The sequence below is a fragment of the Amphritea japonica ATCC BAA-1530 genome (genome assembly GCF_016592435.1).
Lineage (GTDB): Bacteria > Pseudomonadota > Gammaproteobacteria > Pseudomonadales > Balneatricaceae > Amphritea > Amphritea japonica.
Window position 1 is genome coordinate 542,081 of sequence record NZ_AP014545.1, and the last position, 21,672, is coordinate 563,752.

The following is a 21,672-nucleotide window of genomic DNA, read 5'->3' on the forward strand; positions in this document are numbered from 1 at the left end:
AGATGTAATGGAATATTGAATGAATACTAAGCGTACGATGCAGCAATATATTGCCTTGTTTTTCAAAGGGGTGATGATGGGCGCTGCCGATGTTGTTCCCGGTGTTTCTGGCGGAACTATTGCCTTTATAACCGGGATTTATGAAGAGCTGATTAATACCATTAAGAGCTTTAATTTAGCGGCACTAAAAGTCTTGTTTACCAAGGGGCCAAAAGCTTTCTGGCATCAGGTGAATGGCAGTTTTCTCATGGTGTTGTTAGCGGGCATTATTGCCAGTATTGCTACTATCGCCGGCGCGGTGCTTTTTCTACTGGCGAATCATCCTATTCTTCTCTGGTCGTTTTTCTTCGGTTTGATTCTGGCGTCGGTGTGGCTGGTAATGAGTCATATCGATAAATGGGATTTTAATCTGGTATGCAGCTTTATTTCAGGTGCTTTGGTGGCGTACCTGGTGACCACTATTGCACCTGTTAGTGTTGAGCCTACTGCGCTGATGGTATTTGTTTCGGGTGCCATAGCGATTTGTGCCATGATACTGCCAGGTATTTCCGGTAGCTTTATTCTTTTATTGTTAGGTATGTATGCTCATATTCTTGCTGCAGTTAAAGGTGTTGATCTGCAGTTGATAGGTCTGTTTATGATGGGCTGTGTGGTAGGGATTATGAGTTTTTCGCGCCTGTTGAGCTGGATGTTTAGCCGTTATCATCAGATGACGCTGGCGCTTCTTGCTGGCTTTATGCTGGGTTCGCTGAATAAAGTCTGGCCCTGGAAATATACCCTGGCTTACACGCTCAATCGGCATGGCGAGCAAGTGCCACTACAGCAGGAAAATATTTTGCCCTGGCATTTTGAGAGTATGACCGGCACTCCCTCCTATATGCTTTTAGCTGGTGCCTTGATGCTGAGCGGTATAGCGATTATCGTTGTGATGGAGCGCTTTCAGGCAGCTAAAGGATAAACTATGGTGAGAGCAGTTGCAGATTGCATCAAAGTAGCGGCAGTGGTTGTCGGTACTTTGATATTGTCTGCCTGTAGCTCAAATAGTCATTATTCCCCAGTGGATGAACGCTCCATTGGTGGCCGTCAACCGGTAAAAATTGTAACGAGTCAGTCACGTCCTGATCAGTATCGGGTGAGAAGGGGTGATACTCTTTACTCAATTGCTTTTCGTTATGGTTTAGATTTTCGTCAGCTGGCCCGCACGAATGGTATCAGTGATCGCTATGAGATCTATCCCGGTCAAACATTAAAACTAAAAGCTACCCCCTCCACGCGGTCCGTCGCGTCCAGTGTTCCTGCTAAACCATCTTCTAAGAAAGTGGTTTCAGCACAGAAACCAGTCGCTCCTCAAAAGAAAGCGAAGCTAGCTACTGAAGCGAGGCCTGTGGTCGTCAGGCAGGCAGCAGCTGATAGTAAGAAAACAGTGCCTGCTCCGGTGGTGCGTAAAAAAGTAGCCTCTTCAAGCCGTGCTCTGAGCTGGCGTTGGCCAGCATCGGGTAAAATTATTCAGGGTTATAGTAGTCGCGGAAAGGTTAATAAAGGTATTAACTTTGCGGGGACTAAGGGTGATCCAGTGAGGGCGGCTGAAGCAGGTAAGGTGGTGTATGCCGGTAGTGGTTTGCTTGGGTATGGAAAGCTTGTCATTATTAATCACAATCAGAAATACCTGAGTGCTTATGCTCATAACAGTCGCATTCATGTAAAAGAAAATGATATGGTAAAAATAGGCGACAAAATTGCTGAGATAGGCAGCAGTGGAGCTGCCCGTACAATGCTGCATTTTGAGATCCGTAAAGATGGCCAACCTGTGGATCCAATGAAGTATCTGCCGCGTAAAAGATAAACACATCATTAATTGTAAAAATCTGTAACTAATAAGAATATAAGAAAAAGGTTACTCGGGGTTATCGCAATGGAAAATGTAGAAAATAGCGAGCAGGACCTGGATCAGGTAGCGGTTGATTCAGATGCAAAGGATAAAGCAAAAGCCAAACCAGGCGCAGATCCTGCCTTTTTAAATAGCGGGCGCGGCAAGGGCAGTATGGCTCATAACGACCTGCTTAATGCTAAATCTCTGGACGCCACGCAACTGTATTTGAATGAGATCGGCTTCTCACCGCTGCTGACTGCGGAGGAGGAAGTCTACTTCTCTCGTCGAGCCCTGAAAGGGGATGAAGCGTCCCGTAAACGCATGATTGAAAGTAATTTACGTCTGGTGGTGAAAATTGCCCGTCGTTACATCAATCGCGGACTTACTCTGCTGGATCTTATTGAAGAGGGTAATCTGGGACTGATCAGGGCGGTAGAGAAATTTGACCCTGAGCGCGGGTTTCGTTTTTCTACCTATGCTACCTGGTGGATACGCCAGACGATTGAACGGGCAATTATGAATCAGACCCGGACTATTCGTTTACCCATTCATGTAGTGAAAGAACTCAATGTTTATCTGCGTGCTGCCCGTGAGCTGGCGCAGAAGCTTGATCATGAACCGACGGTTGAAGAGATCGCTGATGCAGTCGATAAACCGGTAGAAAATGTCGAAAAGATGTTCGGACTGAATGAGCGGGTTACCTCGGTGGATGTCCCTGTGGGTAAAGATTCTGACAAAATGTTGTTGGAAACGATTGCTGATGAAGAGTCGTCAGATCCGGAGACGTTGCTTCAAAAATCCAATATTAGCGGCAATCTTGAAAACTGGTTGAGTTTATTACCTGAGAAGCACTCAGAGGTTCTGTCTCGTCGTTTTGGGTTGCGGGGATATGAGATGAGCACGCTGGAAGAAGTAGGCAAAGAGATCGGCTTGACCCGGGAGAGGGTGCGACAGATTCAGGTAGAAGCGCTACGTAAACTGCGCGAAATTGTTGAACGTAACGGTTTAAGTGGCGAAGATCTGCTAAAAGAATAGCTGCAATTATATGTTAAAAAGGCCTTGGGTATAGTGATACCCAAGGCCTTTTTTGGTTTGGTTTGGTTTAGTGTCTTTCCGCGGCTTTCTTGAGGCTGTATACCAGTTCCAGTGCTTGTCTGGGAGTAAGGTTATCAGGTTCAAGTGTTTTTAGTTGTTCCAGAGCGGGGTGAGGCTTGGGCGCGACGAATAGATCATCCTGGACAGGCGGAGGTTGGCGGCGCTGTTCGGCCTGGCCGGTATCCTCTTCTAGTTGTACTAACTTTTGTCTTGCGCGGAGGATGACGTGTTCTGGTACACCGGCTAGCTGCGCTACTTGAAGGCCATAGCTTTGGCTGGCAGGACCGTCCTGAACTTCATGCATAAAAACGATATGATCCTGGTGCTCCATAGCGGTCAGGTGAACATTAAAGACCCCCTGACACAGCTCTGGTAACACGGTTAGCTCAAAATAATGGGTGGCAAAGAGCGTCATTGCTTTAACGTCATTGGCAAGGTATTCGGCGGCAGACCAGGCTAGAGATAAGCCATCGAAGGTACTGGTACCGCGACCCACTTCATCCATCAGTACCAGACTTTGTTCGGTGGCGTTATGCAGAATGTTGGCGGTTTCCGTCATCTCCACCATAAAAGTAGAGCGCCCGCCGGCCAGATCATCAGAAGATCCCATACGGGTAAAAATGCGGTCTACCAGCCCGATGGATGCAGCCTGCGCCGGGACGTAGCTACCGATGTGAGCCAGCAGGGTGATCAGGGCTGTCTGGCGCATGTAAGTAGATTTACCACCCATGTTGGGGCCGGTAATAATCAGCATTTGCCGTTCAGGTGACAGACTAAGGTTGTTAGCGACAAAGGGATCATCCAGTACGTCTTCAACAACCGGGTGACGACCTGAGGTAATGTTAATTGAAGGGGCTTCGGTTAGTTCGGGTGCGACATAATCAAGACTATCGGCTCGTTCGGCAAGGTTGGCAAGTACATCAAGTTCTGCAAGGGCTGCAGCACTGTCCTGTAAGTCGGCAAGTTGGGCTGCAAGGGTTTCTACCAATGCTTCATAAAGCGCTTTTTCGCGTCCCAGTGCTCTGCTCTTAGCGCTGAGGGCTTTGTCTTCAAACTCTTTGAGTTCCGGTGTGATATAGCGTTCAGCATTTTTCAGGGTTTGACGGCGGATATAGTCTGCTGGTATTTCCGCGTTTTGCGCTTTGCCAATTTCGATGAAATAACCATGCACACGGTTATAGCCTACTTTAAGCGTGGCTATCCCGGTGCGCTCTCGCTCTCGGGTTTCAAGTTCTACCAGATAAGCGCCGGCATTTTCGCTCAGGCCTCTCAGTTCATCTAGTTCGGCATCGTAGCCGTTGGCTATGACCCCGCCATCGCGAATGACGACAGGAGGGTTTTCAATAATAGCCTTAGTTAACAGCTCGCTTAACTCAGGAAAAGTGCTGGCCGTTTCTTTCAGGTCGTTGAGAAGAGGTGCCTGCGCTGTGTCTAATAGATCTTGTAGCTCAGGCAAAACTTGAAAGGCATTTTTAAGTCGTTCCAGATCACGGGGGCGGGCAGAACGGAGCGCTACCCGTGCCAGTACTCGTTCAATATCACCGATCTGTTTAAGAGAGGGTGAAAGTTGTTCAAAGCGATAATCACTGATCAGCCACTGCAGTACTTCCTGCCTTGATTTCAGTGTGTTTAAACAGCGCAGGGGGCGGTTGAGCCAACGACGTAGCATCCGGCTGCCCATCGGTGTGGCTGTTTTGTCGATCACAGACGCCAGGGTGTTATCCCGGCCTCCTGCCAGGTTTATATCTATTTCAAGATTTTTACGGGTAGCAGCATCAAGAATGACACTTTCATCTCGCTGTTCCAGAGTTAAGCGGCGAATATGGGGCAGAGAGGTACGCTGGGTGTCTTTGGCGTACTGTAGCAAGCACCCTGCAGCGCCTAGTGCAACGGGTAGATGATCACATCCGAATCCGGTTAAGTCTTTTGTGTGGAACTGTTGGCAAAGCAGGCGTTCAGCGGTTTCCAGTTCAAAATTCCAGGGTGCCTGGGGGCGAAGTCCTTTATAGACTTTTAATTGTTCCGATAATGAGTGCCCATCATTGAATAGCACTTCGGCAGGTTTAAGTCGTTCCAGTTCACCATGAAGTGCTTCTTCGCCTTGAATCTCAAGCAGGCTGAAGCGCCCGGTACTGATGTCGACAATGGCGATGCCGTAGTGTTGTAAATTAGTGTTAACAGCGATGAGAAGGCTGTCACTGCGTTCATCAAGCAGGGCCTCGTCGCTGAGTGTGCCTGGCGTGACAATACGCATGACCTTGCGCTCAACCGGCCCTTTACTGGTGGCAGGGTCGCCGACCTGCTCACAGATAGCGACTGACTCGCCTGCACGGACAATTTTAGCAATATAACCATCAGCAGCATGGTAAGGAATACCGGCCATCGGAATCGGCTCTCCCCCAGATTTACCACGAGCTGTTAGTGAGATGTCCAACAGCTGAGAGGCTTTCTTAGCATCATCGAAAAACAACTCGTAGAAATCGCCCATCCTATAGAAAACCAACTGATCAGGATGTTCAGCCTTAATCTTAAGGTACTGTTGCATCATGGGTGTGTGTTCGGGTTTCTTTATAGAAGCTGTCGCTATATCTTTGCTCATTGTATGTATATCTTAGCGTTATTAAACGGTTTGTTAGATGAGTTTTGCTAAGGGCTGTGTTCTGACTTTATCTGCTTATTGGGCAGTAGAATATTGGCCTTAGAGTGGTTGGATCACAGTTTATCAAAAAGACAGATAATTATTGCTACAGATTGAACTTTGATTGGTAGTTAGTAATTGAAAGTCTGATCAATTAATCGTTAGAATCTAAGCTTAAGTACTCCCTAAGCACTTCTTAAGTGGAGTAAGTCCGTATGACTCAGGTAAGTTTCATTGCGTGAGATGAATTTAGATTTATATGAATCATCCCCTGTGATCATTGTGGAGGACAGGGTGTGGTAGACTTCGAGCTATTGCCAGCCTAGTTAGTTGATGGCTGCTTAGTAGCCTTTAACTTGTTTCAAAACCTATGGTATCGTAATCAACTTAGTACATAATTCATTCAGCAAAATCATTATTCTCTGTATTTGTTGTCTACGGTTAGGTGATTGAGAATTATGATTATGATAGGAAGAGCTAAGACTTACGAGCTCCTTGAAATGAGACACGGATATTTATGAAAGGAATCAAGATGAAGTATTTTAATACCCAGATAGTTTGTCGGCATTTTTCTCAAATTTTGCTTCATTGTGAGATAGTGAAGACACCTGCCCTCTCTTCTTCAATAATTATAGCGTTAAAGTGACTTATACAATGATTAAAGAACAACTATGCAATGTCGTTAATTCTTTAAAGAAAATGGCAAAAGCTGAAGAGTTGCTAGTAGGCCATATTGACTATATTAATGGACAAAATATTGGGGGGTGGGCTGCTTCAGAAATAACGAATAGAACTGTCAATGTTGGCGTGTTGTGTAACGGCAGTCTAATCGCTAAAGGTGACGCATGTTTGTATCGTGAAGACGTGAAGGATCATGGTATACATGCAGGAGAACATGGTTTTAATTTGTTTATATCAGAAGATGAATTGCCGGAGAACTGTGAATTACATTTAGTCGATATGGAATCGATGAAAATAATAAAAGAAGTAATGATTAATGATTTGAATTGCGAAAACCTTTTTATAGTTGACGGTCAAATAAAGTTATCTTCGCCAATAAATATTAAAGATGAAGATTCAGAAAAAGTATCGATAGAGAATGTAAGTGACTTTTTAGAAGGAATAGGAGGTGAAAATAAAGGGGATCAAGAAAGTATAATAATGACACCATGGATGTATTTAAAGGATAGTGCGAATACTCCTGGTTTTATGTCAATGAATGTGCATAGTAATAAGCGTTTTGAATCACTGCGTTTTCACATAGATGCACTTGCTAAAGGCTCTCATTATTTAACAGCTGATAAAATAGGTTTGGTGCATCAGTTGGTCGTAGAAGGCTATGAAAATCGGAATAAGTATCCACGCTTTACATTGCCCTTTTTTGAAGATCCAAAAGTGTCGGTTATTGTACCTGCCTATAATAAATTTAATTTGAGTTATCATTGTATTGCGTCTATAGCTTTAGCCTTTAATAAGGTTAGTTATGAAGTAATATTAGCTGATGATTGCTCTACAGACGAAACGGCTAATGCAGAAAATATTATTGATAATTTGGTTGTATCAAGAAATACTGAAAATCTTCGTTTTCTGAAAAGCTGTAATCGGGCAAGTGAGATTGCTAAAGGCGAATATATTGTATTTCTTAATAATGATACAGAAGTAACTTCATTCTGGTTAGATGAACTGACTCAAAAGATTTTGGAAGATGTAGCAATAGGTATGACAGGTTCAAAGTTACTTAATTTGGATGGTACGTTACAGGAAGCCGGTGGTATTGTATGGGAGAGTGGAGAGCCCTGGAATGTAGGCCGCAACGAAAACCCTATGACTCCAGAATTTTGTTATTCCAGAGATGTTGATTATTTGACTGGGGCAGCAATGTGTGTTCGTAAAGATGTATGGGAAAAGGTTGATAAATTTAGCGAGGAGCTCGCGCCTTGTTATTACGAAGATACAGACTTTGCTTTTAAAGTAAGGGAGGCTGGTTTCAGGACAGTGTATGTTCCATATTCAGAAGTTATTCATTTTGAAGGCCAGAGTCACGGCACAGATGTGACTAAGGGCTTAAAACGTTATCAAAAAGTAAATGAAAAAACGTTTCGTTCAAAGTGGTTTAAAAAATATCGCAATAATGGCACGCCCAGTTTAATTAATATGCAAATTGAGAAGGATCGTAAAGTCGATCAACGGATATTGGTTCTGGATTATGCAACGCCAGTCCCAAGTCAAGACGCTGGTAGTTATGCTGCTATTGAAGAGATCAAGCTAATTATATCACTTGGCTTTAAAGTAACGTTTGTGCCAGAAAATTTAGCTCATTTTGGTAAGTATACAAAAGCTCTCCAGAAAATGGGCGTAGAAGTGCTTTATGCACCCTTTTATACTTCAATGGATAATGTTTTTGATCGTCGCTTAGCTGAAATGGATGCTGTCTATGTTACGCGCTATCATGTGGCCGAAAAGTATATTGATCGCATTAAACAGCAGAAAAATATCAAAGTGATCTTTAATAATGCTGATTTGCATTTTTTAAGGGAACTACGTAAAGCGCTACAAGAAGGAGAAAAGGAGCTGGATGGGCCTTTGCGAACTCGTGACAACGAATTGGCAGTCTGTCGTAAAGTAGATGCGATTTTATGCTACAACACAACAGAACACGCTGTTATTACAAGTCATATTTTAGATTCAAGTAAAATGCATTTAACCCCATGGGTGTTGCAAGAAAAAGTCCAAGGGCCGGGATACGAAGAACGTAAAGGTATTGCTTTTCTTGGTGGCTTTAACCACACCCCAAATGGTGAGGCTGTAGAGTATTTAGTTAATGAAATTATGCCGTTATTAGCATTAAAGCGTCCTGAAATTGTGCTGTATGTTTATGGTAGTAATATGCCGTCCAGTTACAAAAAGATGGAAGTTGAGAATGTCAAAATGCTTGGATTTGCTGAGACGCTAGACGGGGTTTATCATGATCATCGAATATTTGTGGCGCCACTACTCTCTGGTGCAGGTATTAAAGGAAAAGTTTTAGAGTCAATGGCATATAATTTGCCGACAGTGTTAACTGAGGTGGCAGCCGAAGGCACTGGATTAACTCAGGGAATAAGCACTCTTATTGCACAAGATCCGCAAGAGTGGGTAGATGCGATAATAAAATTATATGACAACCAATTGCTATGGACAAAGTTTGCTGAGAATAGTCAAACATTAGTAGAAGAAAAATACTCTTTTGAACATGGGCATAAAGTGTTTAAAGATATTTTTGCTAGTGTTGGTATTTACTCAAGTAAATAGTAGGCCGGCTGTAGGAAATTTTGATGAAAACGATTTTATTGCATTATCATCTGTTTAAAAATGCAGGCACCTCTCTTGATGCCTCATTGAAAGAAAATTTTAGTGAAAAAAACGGTGAATGGGTTACTAAGGAGTTTCCTGGGCAACCGGCTTTAAATCGAGCGCAATTAAAGCAGTGGATTATCGACAACCCTCAGGCTATATGTTTTTCAACTCATACCGCTATTTTTCCTGTTCCCAAGATTGATACTGTCAAAATCTTTCCAATTATATTCATGCGTCATCCCATAGATCGTATCGCTTCTGCTTATGCTTTTGAAAGAAAACAAGGGGGTGATGGGTTTGGTTCTGTGCTTGCTAGAAGTACAAACCTATCGGGATATATAGAAACTCGCCTTTCGTTGGCTAATGATCGTCAATGTCGAAATTTCCATATGCAACGTTTTGCATCTATGTTTGGCGCCAAGCTTGGCGATGAGTTTGTGAGGGCAAAAAAAGCTATCGCTGAATTACCGTTTGTTGGCTGTGTTGAGAGGTATTCTGAGTCTTTAGAAAGGCTTGAGAGACTGCTTGGCAGTGAAGGAGTCTGCATTGAACTTAATCCGGTTGAACGGAATGTGTCGAGAAATATCAAAAAAAGTTTGGATGATCGTTTGAATGATATAAGAAAAGAAATCGGTGATGAGGTTTATTCTAAGTTGGAACTAGCTAACTCTGAAGATAAAAAACTCTATGATTGTTTGTTGGGCGTTGAATAACTGATTTTGTTTAGGGTTTCTTTTAAGTTTTTTCTTTGTTTTATTAAAGTTCAGATTTCTAGTATTTTTTGTGAGCTGTAATAAAATAGTATCGAGCTTGTGTTTTTTGAATGTGAAGGATTCAAAGTGAAGAAAAAAGCAATACTACACATTGGTAGGCATAAATCAGGAACGTCTTCTATTCAAAAGGTTTTGTCTGAAAATGATTCGATTCTTGAGGAATATCTTTTTAAATATCCGAGAGGTTCTTTTTATAAAGGATATGCTCATCATAATTTGGCTGTCTCTTTAAGAAGGTCAGTTACAAATAAGTTAAGTAGCAAAGAGCTGGATTTGCTTGTTAAAAAAAAGTCCAAGGAATTAGATTTAATAAAGCTAAAAGAAAATGAGGTTTTGATTTTAAGCTCAGAATCCTTCCAGAATTCTAATCCCAAAGTTATAAGAAAGGTTTTTGATGAGTCGGGCTTCGACGTAACGATTGTTTGTTATTTAAGAGAACAGGTTGGATATATTGCTTCTGCGTATAATCAAAAGGTTCATGCGGGCGATTACGATAAGAAATTTGATGAGTTTTTTGATGGTTTTGAATTGGATTATTCAAAGTTTGTAAATTCTTGGGTTTGTGAATTTTCCAATGTTAGATTTAGATTGTTTGATAGGAAAAGTCTCATTGACGGTGATGTTGTAAGTGATTTCTTTAAGTCTGTTCTTGGTATTAATGATGTTTTGATAAGGTCTGCCGATAATAACAATAGTTTGTCAAGGAAATATTTATCGTTCAAGTTGATGTTTAATATGAAAGAAAAAAACATCCTAGAAGAGCAGCAAAGAAAAAAGCTATATGTTGGATTGGCTCAAATGTCTTTAAATGATGATACAGGAGTTTTTAGGGCTTCATTTTCTATGGCTGATGAGATTTTCGAGCGAGTATGTGAAAGTAATAATTTGATCTCTACCAAATATCTTGAGAATGGAGTCTTAAGATTGTCAAAAGGAGGTGATGATTCGTTGTTTGAATTAAGTGATAACGAGTTTTTGGAGATAAGAAATAAAGTATTGGGAATATAGAATATTTAAGCGTGTTTTATATGTTTGTGTACTAAGTGCTCAACGCTGTTGTTAATGTTTGATTCTGTAATGTTCTAGAAAGTTTTTATTGGATATTCTTTGTTTTGTGTGTTGTTTTAATGATTTGTGCGATGAAAGTGTATTTCTGTAGTGAAGTGGTTTTCAAAAAAGGATAAGTTTGATGAACTCTGAAGTTGTTAAGCTTTTGCGTCGTGGTGCTAGAAGTTTCGAAAGGAAAAGTGAGATAGCTGCTTTAGATATATGGCGTGCAATTTTAAAGCTATCTTCAGAGGATGTTGAAGCCAGAAAAAAAATTGAAAATTATTTTATTTTAGATGGAAAAGGTAAAGTTGCGTTTCTAGCCCGGCGTGGAGATGGGTTAACAATGCGTCTTATGGCTTTAATAATAGCAAAAGCCTTATCCGAAAAGTTTGATTGTCAATTCAGGTTTAAATGGGGGAGGGGGTTTATAGGAGATAAGTATCATTCAATGGAGAAGGCTGTTGATGTTTTTGATAAAGAATTTGTCGATATTTATTCTGTTGATGAAACAACTTGCTTTGGGTTTGATGATGTTTTTAGCTGCGTCGGAAAAAGTATTTTTGATAAGCCTGTTAGTTGGGGTTTTAGAGGCTGGGATATATCAAGATGTGCTCAAGCAGGACTGCCGAGCGTAATTGAGTTTGATGAAAATGATGCTAAAAGATTGACTAAGTGTTTCTATGAATTACCATTTAAGCCAGAGCTTAAGAATGTGATTCTCAATGCGAAAAGGGTTGGAATAGATGATGGTTTTGTAGGGATTCACATACGAGGTGGAGATATAATTTATGGTGATTATAGGTTGAGTGGCAGGTATGCTAATGGCCGCTGTCTGCCTATTAATATTGTTAAAAGGATAATCGAAGAGCAGGTTGGTTTAAGTAAGAATGTTATTTTGTTTGGACAAGATGGTGAGTTGTTAAATTCACTAAAAAATGAATTTGATGTAGTTTTGGCTCGAGACTTTTATAACAACAAAATGCATGGATGGGATGTGTTGTTTGATGTAGTGTTAATGTCTAGATGTTTTTCTGTTTTTGCAGCTGGTAGTAGTGGTGTTACTAAGTTAGCAGGAGCTGTTGGTTCAGTTAGTGTTTTAACTCCTGAGCAGTATTGGGGTCGAGAAAAGTATATAAACTATTTTTTATGTAATGATTTAGATGCGGATATAGCGGGTTTTGATCCTTTTCAAAAGTCTTTTTCTTTATATCATGCCTACCTTCTTTCTCGAGATTTTGATTTGCTATCGGCATTAGGGTTCTTGATAAAGGCTATGGCATGTGATTCTGATAATATGCTATACAAATTGTTGATGTTTGAGTTGTATTTGTTTACGAATGAGTTTGAATTCGCTGAAAAAATAGCATCGGATTATGTGTCTTATTATGCAGCTGGTGATAATGAACACTATACAACAAAGGAGTTTTTTTGGCAGTGTGAGGCTTTTATTTCTTTAAATAGAGTGGTTTCTGTAAAGCCTGAAGAGAATAAATACGAAAATAGTAAAGTGCTATTGAATAAGATTAATAATATTTAAATCTGCAGGAAAATGTTTGTTATTCCCTAGACTATTATGGAGGATGAGATTAAGTCTTTCAGTATCCATGTTGCTCTACGACAAGTGAATTCTGGCAGATTCTACTGTATGATTATCTTTAATAAATTTAGTTATGGATAGTGGCTCAATGAAGCTGAATACATATGGCATGTTTCCTGCGGTGGTTGCGATCATTTTCGTGTCTTTTTTAACTGCATGCTCAACTCAGACGATGCAATTATCAGGTGCTAATAATCACTTGTCTAGCCCGAAAGAAGGCAGCGTGTTGCCCGTTGATGTTAGTGCACTTCTGACGGATAGTATGCGGGACGTCTCACTTCTTTTGTCCTCAGGGCCGAATCAGGGTCGAAATATGACAGCAGGAATACCGTATTTTGCAGCGAGCGGTAGGTTGTGTAGGAAAGTTGTTTTGATTGGCGAAGGTGTAGTTGATAATTATATTGCCTGCAAAATTGAATCAACGGTTTGGATTCTTAGGCAGGCAGTTATCTAATAAAAAGTATTTCCTAGTTTTCCAAAAAAAATCAAAAACGGTTATAACGTAAATTGGAATTTTTGCATGATGCAGTCAAATATAAACTCAGTCATTTATAATAGTGTATTAGCTGCTATCGTGCTGTGTTTCAGTAGTTTTACAAATGCCGCTATTGAGAATGCTGGAAATTTAGACCCCGCTGTACAACAGTTAATGGGTGGAGGGGGTGTAGAGCAACAGATTCAACAGAATGTTGATTGGAAATCAGGTTCATATGGCCAATCAGGCTTACAAGATATTTCTGATTTGGACGATATTCGTCCATTCGGTAGTCAGCTTTTTGATGGTGGCTTCAGTGGTTTGAGGTCTGATGGACTTAATTCTGATTATAAAGTAACTCCAGGTGACCAGGTTGTTCTTCGCATATGGGGGGCTATTGAAATGGAGCGTGTTATTCCCGTCGATGCGCGCGGGAATGTCTTCATTCCAACTATTGGTCCGGTAAGAGTACAAGGTTTAAGTCATAAAGACCTCGATACCCGTATTCGTGGCTCTGTTCGGTCTATCTACCCCGAGAATGTACATGTATATACTCAGGTTCAAGGGGTTCAGCCTGTTGGGGTCTTTGTTACAGGTTTTGTTCCTCGTCCTGGCCGTTATGCCGGTACTCCTAATGACTCTCTCATCTATTTTCTTAATCAGGCCGGAGGTGTTGATGATCAGATGGGGTCATACCGGGCTATTAAGGTTATCCGTAACGGTCAAATTATTCAGATTGTTGATCTTTATGCTTTTCTTCTAAATGGTCAGATGGCTCGGCCACAATTTCGTGATGGAGATACACTGGTAGTAGGTGGCCGCGAAGCCTCAGTTATAGTGTCTGGTGATATTGAGCGTTCATACAGATATGAATTAACTAAGAATGAGATGATAGGCAGGGCCCTGATCAAATTGGTACATATGAAGGCCGGTGTCTCTCATGTGTTACTGCGTGGAAGTCGACATAATGGTCCGTTGACCGGCTACTTCCCTCTGCAAGAATTCTCGACACAATCCTTACGAAATGGTGATGAAGTTATTTTAAGTGCTGATAAACGTCACGATACAATTGTTGTTGAGGTTGAAGGAAGTTTCTTTGGGCCATCTCGCTATTCTTTACCGCGGGATATTATGTTGCATGATTTTCTTGATTCCATAGCAGTGCCAGAAAGCATTACAGATATCACGAGCATCTCCATGCGAAGGACTAGTATTGCTATACGTCAAAAGGCGTCTCTAAACGAAAGTTTAAAAAGACTAGAGGCTACTTACCTTGGGGCTTCATCTTCTACTTCGCAAGAAGCAAGTATTCGAGTTCAGGAAGCTGAACTTATTAGCCAATTTATTGCGAAGGCTTCCCTAGAAGAACCTAACGGTCGACTAGTTGTTGCTTCAAATGATCATATTGCCAATATCCGCCTACAGGATGGTGATGTGATTACTATTCCTGAACAATCGGATTCTCTTTTAATCAGTGGTGAAGTTTTAGTCCCGCAATCAGTTGTTTTTCAATCAGGAAAAAGTGTTAGGTATTATATTGATGGCGCTGGAGGGTTTAGTTCACATGCTGATGAATCTAAAATTCTAATTGTGCGCCAAAATGGCGAAGTGCGCGATGCCGGGAATATTGAGCTCAAAGCTGGAGATGAAATATTGGTCTTGCCAGAAGTTCCAACAAAGAATCTACAGTTAGCAACTAGTATTTCTCAGATTTTGTATCAGATTGCTGTAGCAACTAAGGTTGTTACTGGGCTGTGATGGGAATGTTAATAACTAGAATACTCTGTTGTAATTTATCTTCTAAATAGCTGAGGGATTAATGAGTGCTGACTTCTAGAACTCCATGGCAGGTAACTCGAGCTGTTTGGTATGCTCTTTTTATGCGAGAAGCTATAGCTAAAATAACGTCGAGAGATCGCATGGCTTGGTTTTGGATGCTCTTTGAACCAATAGCAATGGTCGCAGTCATGGTGTCAATCAGGGGAGTCGTGATGAACAGGGGAGGCCATGTGAGTGGTGCTGAATTTATTCCTTGGATCATTGTGGGTCTGATGGGTTTTTACTTATTCAGAGAAAATTTGCAAAGGTCTCTGGGAGCGATTCAGTCTAATAAAGGATTGTTTGCCTATCGGCAGGTTAAATCCATAGATCCAGTATTAGTTCGTTGTTTTCTTGAGGGGATGATTAAATCTTTTATTATGCTCTTATTTATTATTATCGGGGGCTTGTTAGGTGTCGACTTAGTAGCAGTAGATCCGCTGTATGCTTTTTATTGTTGGTTTTCGTTATGGTGTCTAGGGTTAGGCTCTGCTTTTACTGCCTCCGCAGCTTCTGAAATGGTTCCGGAAATTGGCTATGTATTAAAAATCATAATGCTTCCTTTAATGATTGTTTCTGGGGTGATATTTCCATTAAATTTTTTGCCACATTGGATTCAAGAGTTTTTACTTTGGAATCCTATAGTGCATGGGTTAGAAAGTTTAAGGTTAGGTTTTTTTGAGGGCTATCGCTCTCTACTGGGAATTAATTTGGCTTATTTATGGTATTGGAATTTGAGTTTTATTTTGCTTGGTCTTATTTTACATCTTCGCTTCGATCAGAGACTTAAAGCACAATGATTAGTATTCGTAACCTGTATAAGCGTTATCATAATCACCATGGTAGTGACTGGGTTTTAAAAGATGTCAATCTAGAAATACCTCAAGGTGTAAGTGTTGGTTTAATAGGAAGAAACGGAGCTGGTAAATCAACGTTGCTCAGGTTAATTGGTGGAATGGATAGCCCTGATCGCGGCAAAATTATCAGAAACTGCAGTGTTTCCTGGCCTATAGGATTAGGAGGTGGCTTTCAGGGGACCATGACAGGTAGGCAGAATGTGAAGTTTGTAGCACGTATTCACTCTAAGGAAAGTAATATCGATACTATCATTGCGAAAGTTGAAAATTTCGCTGAAATAGGTAAATCATTTGATGAGCCCGTGAAGACATACTCTTCGGGTATGCGCGCACGTTTAGCATTTGGCTTGTCATTAGCTTTCGATTTTGATGTGTTCTTATCTGATGAAGCTACTTCTGTAGGCGATCAGATCTTTCGTCATAAGGCAAAGAAAGCTTTTAAGGATAAGGTTGGACAAGCTAGTTTGATTATGGTCTCTCATGGTGAAGGGATTTTAAAAGATTTATGTCAGGCCGGAATATTTGTAGATGAAGGAACAGCGATTTGGTTTGATGATATCAATGATGCATTGAAGGCATATCATACGAAGAATAACCTACCGAAACTTCTTGAAGTCGCTAACTAATTCCAAAAATTAAAATATACAGTAACCTTAATCAACGTCTGTTGAAGAGAACTGAATGAAACAAAGACTAATCAAAAACCCAGTGTGGGGTGCATGTTTACTTTTTATTGCGCTATCAGTTATATATTGGGGGCTAATAGCTAGTGATCGATATGTTTCTGAGGCTAATATCGTTCTTGAAAGCCCCCAAATTACTTTGCCAACAATGGATGTGGCTTCGTTATTTGGAGGGGCATCAGGTGGCGGGGATATGTTGCTACTAAGAGATTACCTTTTGTCAGTTGATATGCTTAAAACTGTTGATGAATTAGTAGATTTTCGTAAACATTACTCAGATTCGGATGCTGATTTTATTTCTAGTCTTCCGAGTGGCTATGTTCCGATGGAAGATTTACATGCATATTATTTACAAAGAATTTCCGTTGAATTAGATGAATATGCAAATGTTTTGCGTATTAAAGTTGAAGCTTTTAGTCCGGATGTAGCCCATAAGATTGCCAATTTATTGTTGGAAGAGGGTGAAATATATATGAATCTGCTAGGTAGGCGACTTGCTCAAGAGCAGGTTAGCTTTTTGGAAAATCAGGTTAGTGTATTGGGAGATGATTTTGCTCAAGCGAGTGCGTTGCTTATCGAGTATCAAAACGAGAAAGGATTGATATCCCCTACTGGTACTGTAGCTAGTTTAAGTGCAGTCGTTGCCTCACTTGAAGGTCAATTATCTAATTTGCAGGCTGAGAGGGCTGTCTTAAAGAGTTATCAGAGTAGCACTTCTCCTTCAATGGTAAGAATTGAAAGTGCAATTCAAGCTACCCGTAATCAAATAAGTAAGCAACAAGATCGGATGGCAAAGCAGTCGGGAGGTGCTTTAAATACGGTCTCCGCAGAGTATCAAACTCTTGAGCTTAAGGTTAGGTTTGCTTTAGAGAGTTATTCAGGGGCATTGGCTGCGTTAGAAGGGACTCGGATTGAAGCTGCTCGGAAATTAAAACAGGTTTCTGTGTTGCAAACACCAACATATCCAGAATATCCGCTTGAGCCGCAACGAGCCCATAGTATTGCGGTTTATTCAATTGTTGCAATTTTTATTGCTTTAATTGCTCAGATGTTAATGATGATCATTAAGGATCATCGAGATTAGATTGCTCTACTAATGCTAGCATAAGTAAATAACTTTTAAATAATCATGTTTCGAGCTACTAATATGTCAAAGGTTTTTTTAATTACTGGTGGGGCTGGATTTATCGGTTCTGCCGTAATTCGTGAATTAATTAATAATACACAGCATCAAGTCGTTAATGTCGATAAATTAACTTATGCTGGTAATAAACAATCATTGGCTGGAATTAACGAACATCCCAGATATTTTTTTATACATGAGGATATTTGTAATCGAGAAGCAATGAATTCGGTTTTTTTAGATTTTATGCCTGATATTGTCATGCATCTTGCCGCTGAGAGCCATGTTGATCGCTCTATAGATAGTCCTGGAGAGTTTGTTCAGACGAATGTTGTTGGTACATATACGCTGCTGGAAGCTTCTCGTAACTATTATATTGAGCTGAAAAATACAGATAAGCAAAAGGCCGAAGAGTTTCGTTTTCACCATATATCTACCGACGAAGTTTATGGTGATCTACATGGCGAAAAGGATCTCTTCACAGAAGATACTCCTTATGCTCCCAGCTCTCCATACTCTGCAAGTAAAGCCAGTTCAGATCATATGGTAAGAGCTTGGCAGAGAACATATGGGTTGCCGACGTTGGTGACGAACTGTTCAAATAATTATGGTCCTTTTCATTTTCCCGAAAAGCTAATTCCTTTAATGATTCTCAACGCTTTGGCGGGGAAAGCTTTACCGGTATACGGTGACGGTAAGCAGGTTCGAGACTGGCTTTACGTTGAAGATCATGCCCGAGCTTTGATCAAGGTTGCACAAGAAGGAGTTATTGCGGAAACTTACAATATAGGTGGACATAATGAGAAGCAGAACATAGAAGTGGTAATGACTTTGTGTAATCTGCTTGATGAGTTGTATCCTACAAATAACAATGACTCCGTGGACCTTACTAGTTATAAGGAGTTGATTACATATGTTACAGATCGTCCAGGGCATGATCTAAGATATGCGATTGATGCAAGTAAAATTGAAAAAGAGCTTGGCTGGATACCTGAAGAGACATTTGAAACAGGCTTAAAGAAAACTGTTCAGTGGTATCTTGATAATGAAAATTGGTGGCAAGCGGTTTTGGATGGAAGCTATCAGGGAGAGCGGCTAGGTAAATTATGAAAGTACTGATTGCTGGCTGTAGTGGTCAGGTAGGGTTTGAGTTACAACGTAGTTTATCTATTTTTGGCGAGATTGACTCTCCAGATAGGGATCGTTTAGATCTGGAGGATATGTGTCGTGTTGCTGATTATCTTGAAGAAACAAGCCCAGACCTGATTGTGAACGCTGCAGCATGGACTGCTGTTGATGAGGCAGAGAAGAAGCATGATGCGGTTTTTGCAATGAATGCTGCTTTACCTGAATTGCTAGCTAACTATGCGGCAAAAAATAATATATGGTTGATTCACTATTCATCAGATTATGTATATCCGGGAACAGGCTCGCTTCCCTGGAGTGAGACTGATGAAAAAGGCCCAATGTCTGTTTACGGACAATCTAAGTTGCAAGGAGATCAGAATGTTATTTCATCAGGTTGTGATTATCTGATTTTTAGAACAAGCTGGGTATATAGTGCTCGTGGCAGTAACTTTATGAAAACGATGTTAACTTTAGGGGCTAGCCGGGAATCATTAAGTGTTGTTAATGACCAGTGTGGTGTCCCAGTTCCTGCACGTTTAATTGCCGAGGTTACTGCGCAAGCAGTAACTAGTATTAGCCAGCCGATCGTGCCTCGTGTTGGAGTGTATAATTTAGCTACGAGAGGAGAGACTAGCTGGTATGAGTTTGCCTGCTCGATTTTTGATTTGGCTAGAGAGAGGGATGTTACACTTAAAGTTGCAGAAGTGAATGGGATTCCTTCAAGTCAATATTTGACTCCAGCTAAAAGGCCTATGAATTCGAGATTATCTTTGGGAAAAATCGAACAAGAATTCCACATAACTATGCCTGACTGGTATAGCCAGCTGCAATTAACACTAGATGAATACCTGAGCTTAAATAATGGTGAGGAATAAGATATGGCACGTAAAGGAATAATATTGGCTGGAGGGTCGGGCACCCGTCTGCATCCAATTACATTAGGTGTGTCAAAGCAGCTGCTACCTATCTATGATAAGCCTATGATCTATTATCCGATCTCCGTTTTGATGTTGTCTGGTATACGTGACATCCTCATTATTTCTACGCCTGAAGATTTACCCCAATACCAAAAGCTATTAGGTTGCGGAAAACAGTTTGGTGTCAATTTTTGCTACGAAGAGCAAGCCTCTCCTGACGGACTGGCTCAAGCATTTATTATTGGTGAAGACTTTATTGGAGATGATCCTGTTTGTTTAGTTCTCGGTGACAATATTTTTCACGGCCAACATTTTTCCGATCAACTGAAACGGGCTAATGTGAACCAGGAAGGAGCAACTGTTTTTGGTTACTTGGTTAAAGACCCGGAACGGTTTGGTGTAGTTGAGTTTGATTCAAATGGCAAAGCTATTTCGATAGAAGAGAAGCCAGAGTGCCCCAAGTCTAGTTATGCCGTAACGGGTTTGTATTTCTATGATAATGAGGTCATAGATATAGCAAAAAAAGTCGTACCTTCAGAGCGTGGAGAGTTAGAGATTACCAGTGTCAATAATGCCTATTTAGACAGAGGTAAACTGAATGTGGAGCGTTTAGGGCGTGGCTTTTCCTGGTTAGATACAGGCACACATGACAGCTTATTGGACGCAGGGCACTACGTTCAAACTATTGAGCATCGTCAGGGTTTGAAGATTGCTTGTCTTGAGGAGGTTGCTTGGAGACAGAATTGGATCTCCACTGATGAGTTAATGTCTCATGGTGAGGCATTAAGAAAGACAAGTTATGGTCAATATATGATTGCGTTAGTTGAAGAGTTCCGGGAAAAGAGATGAATTTTACAAAACTAGCGATTCCTGATGTTGTTTTAATAGAAGCGCAAGTGTTTGGTGACGAGAGAGGCTTTTTCTTTGAAAGCTTTAAACAAAGTGAGTTTGAAGAGCATTGTGGTAAATACTCTTTTGTCCAGGATAATCATAGCAAATCAACAAAGGGAATCTTAAGAGGGCTGCATTATCAGTTACTTAATCCTCAAGGTAAGTTAGTCCGAGTTACTCGTGGAGAAGTTTTCGATGTAGCTGTCGATTTAAGAAAAAATTCTTCTACTTTTGGGCAGTGGGTTAGTGCTTTATTGAGTGAAGATAATAAACGGATGTTGTGGGTTCCTCCTGGTTTTGCTCATGGGTTTTATGTGACAAGTGGAGAAGCAGAATTTCAATATAAGTGCACAGATTATTACGCTCCTGGTGATGAATACTCTATATTGTGGGATGATAAAACGCTGAATATAGGCTGGCCCATTGATATTGATCCTATAACTTCAGATAAAGATGGGGCCGGCTTAGTATTTGTCGATGCACCTAAATTTCAGGACATTTAGGAAGAATTGCCGAATACGGTTTGGTTGTGAGTTGGGAAGAAGTTAAAGTTGAAAAGAACCTAGATATGTTTTTATCCCATATAGGGGGTTCCAGAGGCTGATGTGTAGTGAGTTTGTTTTCTCTAAGTTACATAGGAAGTGTTGCTTGTCAAAAGTCGTTGATAATGGAAGGTGGAATTTTTAAATGGAAAAATAGTCACTGCTGTTATTGAAAGAGGGATGAAAAAAATAGTTGATTTCAATTTAAATGCGGATGATGCGTTTGAGCTTTGCATAGCTATATATTTATCTTGTATGCTATCTCTTTGTGATTATAAAAAACATAGTTAGATGGTTTTTTATAGTTTTAAATTGTTAGTTTTTTGCCTTTTGTGGGTTGTAAGTTATTATAAGTTTGTTCTCTAAGGTTGTTGGTTAAAAAAACCTTTTGATAGGGTTTAAGTTAGGCCTGCGTACATAATTCTTCTGTCATAGTTAAATTTTTATTATCAATGATAAATGTGTACGAAGACATATCTAGATGATAATTATGCTTTGAAAAAATAGTTCGAGGAGATGTCGGTCTTTTGTATAGCCTTTTTCTATGTGCTAGGTGGCGTTAATCTACTCGTTGTAAACTTTGTTTTTCTATCATTAATTTTGAAATTAAGCCTAGATCCTTGACTGGAAATAATATTTCAGGGGGGGCGGAAATATTATTTTTGAGGGGGTACTAATTTTGATAAGTGGAGTTTTAGTTGTACGTCCAGAGTGTTTTACAATTTCTTAATTCATGATGCGAGTTGATAAAAGGTTGCTTCTCATAAAGGAGCCTGAGTAGGTTTTATTATCGCTGACTTAGGTTATACTGTTGCAGTATGCATAGTGTAAAGGTCTGTGTCATTGTCTCTCCTGTTTTTTAGTAGGCAGTTTTCTAGT

At 40.5% G+C, this 21,672-nt stretch carries 17 protein-coding genes; 16 read left to right on the forward strand and 1 reads right to left on the reverse strand.

Going from position 1 to position 21,672, the window contains the following annotated elements; translation table 11 throughout:
* The first annotated feature begins 19 nt into the window (after positions 1-19).
* The 3 genes from AMJAP_RS02575 (at position 20) to rpoS (ending at position 2,905) form a co-directional block, all read left to right on the forward strand.
* The gene (locus tag AMJAP_RS02575) at positions 20-958 is read left to right on the forward strand and encodes a polyprenyl-phosphate transporter (RefSeq protein WP_019620726.1); all 939 of its coding nucleotides are present in this window, start codon (positions 20-22) and stop codon (positions 956-958) included.
* A gap of 3 nt (positions 959-961) precedes the next feature.
* A complete protein-coding gene (locus tag AMJAP_RS02580) occupies positions 962-1,843 on the forward strand; it encodes a peptidoglycan DD-metalloendopeptidase family protein (RefSeq protein WP_019620725.1) in 882 nt (293 codons plus the stop codon).
* Between the two features lie 69 nt (positions 1,844-1,912).
* On the forward strand, positions 1,913-2,905 hold the full coding sequence (gene rpoS / locus AMJAP_RS02585; RefSeq protein ID WP_019620724.1) for an RNA polymerase sigma factor RpoS: 993 nt from the start codon (positions 1,913-1,915) through the stop codon (positions 2,903-2,905).
* Between the two features lie 67 nt (positions 2,906-2,972).
* On the opposite strand, the gene mutS is transcribed toward rpoS, so the two are convergent.
* Positions 2,973-5,564, reverse strand: a complete 2,592-nt coding sequence (gene mutS / locus AMJAP_RS02590; RefSeq protein WP_019620723.1) for a DNA mismatch repair protein MutS — start codon at positions 5,562-5,564, stop codon at positions 2,973-2,975.
* A 693-nt stretch (positions 5,565-6,257) separates the two neighbouring features.
* On the opposite strand from mutS, the gene AMJAP_RS02595 reads away from it, so the two are divergent.
* The 13 genes from AMJAP_RS02595 (at position 6,258) to rfbC (ending at position 20,754) form a co-directional block, all read left to right on the forward strand.
* Positions 6,258-8,894, forward strand: coding sequence for a glycosyltransferase (locus AMJAP_RS02595; protein ID WP_156815129.1), 2,637 nt, complete (start codon positions 6,258-6,260; stop codon positions 8,892-8,894).
* Between the two features lie 23 nt (positions 8,895-8,917).
* On the forward strand, positions 8,918-9,652 hold the full coding sequence (locus AMJAP_RS02600) for a sulfotransferase family 2 domain-containing protein (RefSeq protein ID WP_019620721.1): 735 nt from the start codon (positions 8,918-8,920) through the stop codon (positions 9,650-9,652).
* A gap of 126 nt (positions 9,653-9,778) precedes the next feature.
* Positions 9,779-10,720 (forward strand): hypothetical protein, encoded by a 942-nt coding sequence (locus tag AMJAP_RS02605; protein ID WP_019620720.1) that lies wholly within the window; start codon positions 9,779-9,781, stop codon positions 10,718-10,720.
* A 181-nt stretch (positions 10,721-10,901) separates the two neighbouring features.
* Positions 10,902-12,299, forward strand: a complete 1,398-nt coding sequence (locus tag AMJAP_RS02610) for a hypothetical protein (protein WP_019620719.1) — start codon at positions 10,902-10,904, stop codon at positions 12,297-12,299.
* A gap of 148 nt (positions 12,300-12,447) precedes the next feature.
* Positions 12,448-12,813, forward strand: a complete 366-nt coding sequence (locus AMJAP_RS02615) for a hypothetical protein (RefSeq protein WP_019620718.1) — start codon at positions 12,448-12,450, stop codon at positions 12,811-12,813.
* 66 nt (positions 12,814-12,879) lie between these two features.
* On the forward strand, positions 12,880-14,592 hold the full coding sequence (locus AMJAP_RS02620) for a polysaccharide biosynthesis/export family protein (protein WP_019620717.1): 1,713 nt from the start codon (positions 12,880-12,882) through the stop codon (positions 14,590-14,592).
* A gap of 65 nt (positions 14,593-14,657) precedes the next feature.
* Positions 14,658-15,452: an ABC transporter permease gene (locus AMJAP_RS02625; protein WP_019620716.1), complete on the forward strand. Its 795-nt coding sequence runs from the start codon at positions 14,658-14,660 to the stop codon at positions 15,450-15,452.
* A complete protein-coding gene (locus AMJAP_RS02630; protein ID WP_019620715.1) occupies positions 15,449-16,135 on the forward strand; it encodes an ABC transporter ATP-binding protein in 687 nt (228 codons plus the stop codon). Before AMJAP_RS02625 ends, AMJAP_RS02630 begins: the two co-directional genes overlap by 4 nt.
* Before the next feature lie 55 nt (positions 16,136-16,190).
* Positions 16,191-17,276, forward strand: a complete 1,086-nt coding sequence (locus AMJAP_RS02635; protein WP_019620714.1) for a hypothetical protein — start codon at positions 16,191-16,193, stop codon at positions 17,274-17,276.
* Between the two features lie 63 nt (positions 17,277-17,339).
* On the forward strand, positions 17,340-18,425 hold the full coding sequence (rfbB, locus tag AMJAP_RS02640) for a dTDP-glucose 4,6-dehydratase (RefSeq protein ID WP_019620713.1): 1,086 nt from the start codon (positions 17,340-17,342) through the stop codon (positions 18,423-18,425).
* Positions 18,422-19,318 (forward strand): dTDP-4-dehydrorhamnose reductase, encoded by an 897-nt coding sequence (rfbD, locus tag AMJAP_RS02645; protein ID WP_019620712.1) that lies wholly within the window; start codon positions 18,422-18,424, stop codon positions 19,316-19,318. The genes rfbB and rfbD overlap by 4 nt, the downstream gene beginning before the upstream one ends.
* A 3-nt stretch (positions 19,319-19,321) precedes the next feature.
* Positions 19,322-20,209, forward strand: coding sequence for a glucose-1-phosphate thymidylyltransferase RfbA (gene rfbA / locus AMJAP_RS02650; RefSeq protein WP_019620711.1), 888 nt, complete (start codon positions 19,322-19,324; stop codon positions 20,207-20,209).
* Positions 20,206-20,754 (forward strand): dTDP-4-dehydrorhamnose 3,5-epimerase, encoded by a 549-nt coding sequence (gene rfbC / locus AMJAP_RS02655; RefSeq protein WP_019620710.1) that lies wholly within the window; start codon positions 20,206-20,208, stop codon positions 20,752-20,754. The genes rfbA and rfbC overlap by 4 nt, the downstream gene beginning before the upstream one ends.
* Positions 20,755-21,672: the final 918 nt, after the last annotated feature.

Coding starts and splice junctions, on each gene's coding strand:
- rfbA (WP_019620711.1), top strand. CDS start 19,322: ATGGCACGTAAAGGAATAATATTGGCTGGAGGGTCGGGCACCCGTCTG.
- AMJAP_RS02575 (WP_019620726.1), top strand. CDS start 20: ATGAATACTAAGCGTACGATGCAGCAATATATTGCCTTGTTTTTCAAA.
- AMJAP_RS02620 (WP_019620717.1), top strand. CDS start 12,880: ATGATGCAGTCAAATATAAACTCAGTCATTTATAATAGTGTATTAGCT.
- AMJAP_RS02615 (WP_019620718.1), top strand. CDS start 12,448: ATGAAGCTGAATACATATGGCATGTTTCCTGCGGTGGTTGCGATCATT.
- AMJAP_RS02635 (WP_019620714.1), top strand. CDS start 16,191: ATGAAACAAAGACTAATCAAAAACCCAGTGTGGGGTGCATGTTTACTT.
- AMJAP_RS02630 (WP_019620715.1), top strand. CDS start 15,449: ATGATTAGTATTCGTAACCTGTATAAGCGTTATCATAATCACCATGGT.
- AMJAP_RS02580 (WP_019620725.1), top strand. CDS start 962: ATGGTGAGAGCAGTTGCAGATTGCATCAAAGTAGCGGCAGTGGTTGTC.
- AMJAP_RS02600 (WP_019620721.1), top strand. CDS start 8,918: ATGAAAACGATTTTATTGCATTATCATCTGTTTAAAAATGCAGGCACC.
- rfbB (WP_019620713.1), top strand. CDS start 17,340: ATGTCAAAGGTTTTTTTAATTACTGGTGGGGCTGGATTTATCGGTTCT.
- mutS (WP_019620723.1), bottom strand. CDS start 5,564: ATGAGCAAAGATATAGCGACAGCTTCTATAAAGAAACCCGAACACACA.
- rfbC (WP_019620710.1), top strand. CDS start 20,206: ATGAATTTTACAAAACTAGCGATTCCTGATGTTGTTTTAATAGAAGCG.
- rfbD (WP_019620712.1), top strand. CDS start 18,422: ATGAAAGTACTGATTGCTGGCTGTAGTGGTCAGGTAGGGTTTGAGTTA.
- AMJAP_RS02610 (WP_019620719.1), top strand. CDS start 10,902: ATGAACTCTGAAGTTGTTAAGCTTTTGCGTCGTGGTGCTAGAAGTTTC.
- AMJAP_RS02595 (WP_156815129.1), top strand. CDS start 6,258: ATGATTAAAGAACAACTATGCAATGTCGTTAATTCTTTAAAGAAAATG.
- rpoS (WP_019620724.1), top strand. CDS start 1,913: ATGGAAAATGTAGAAAATAGCGAGCAGGACCTGGATCAGGTAGCGGTT.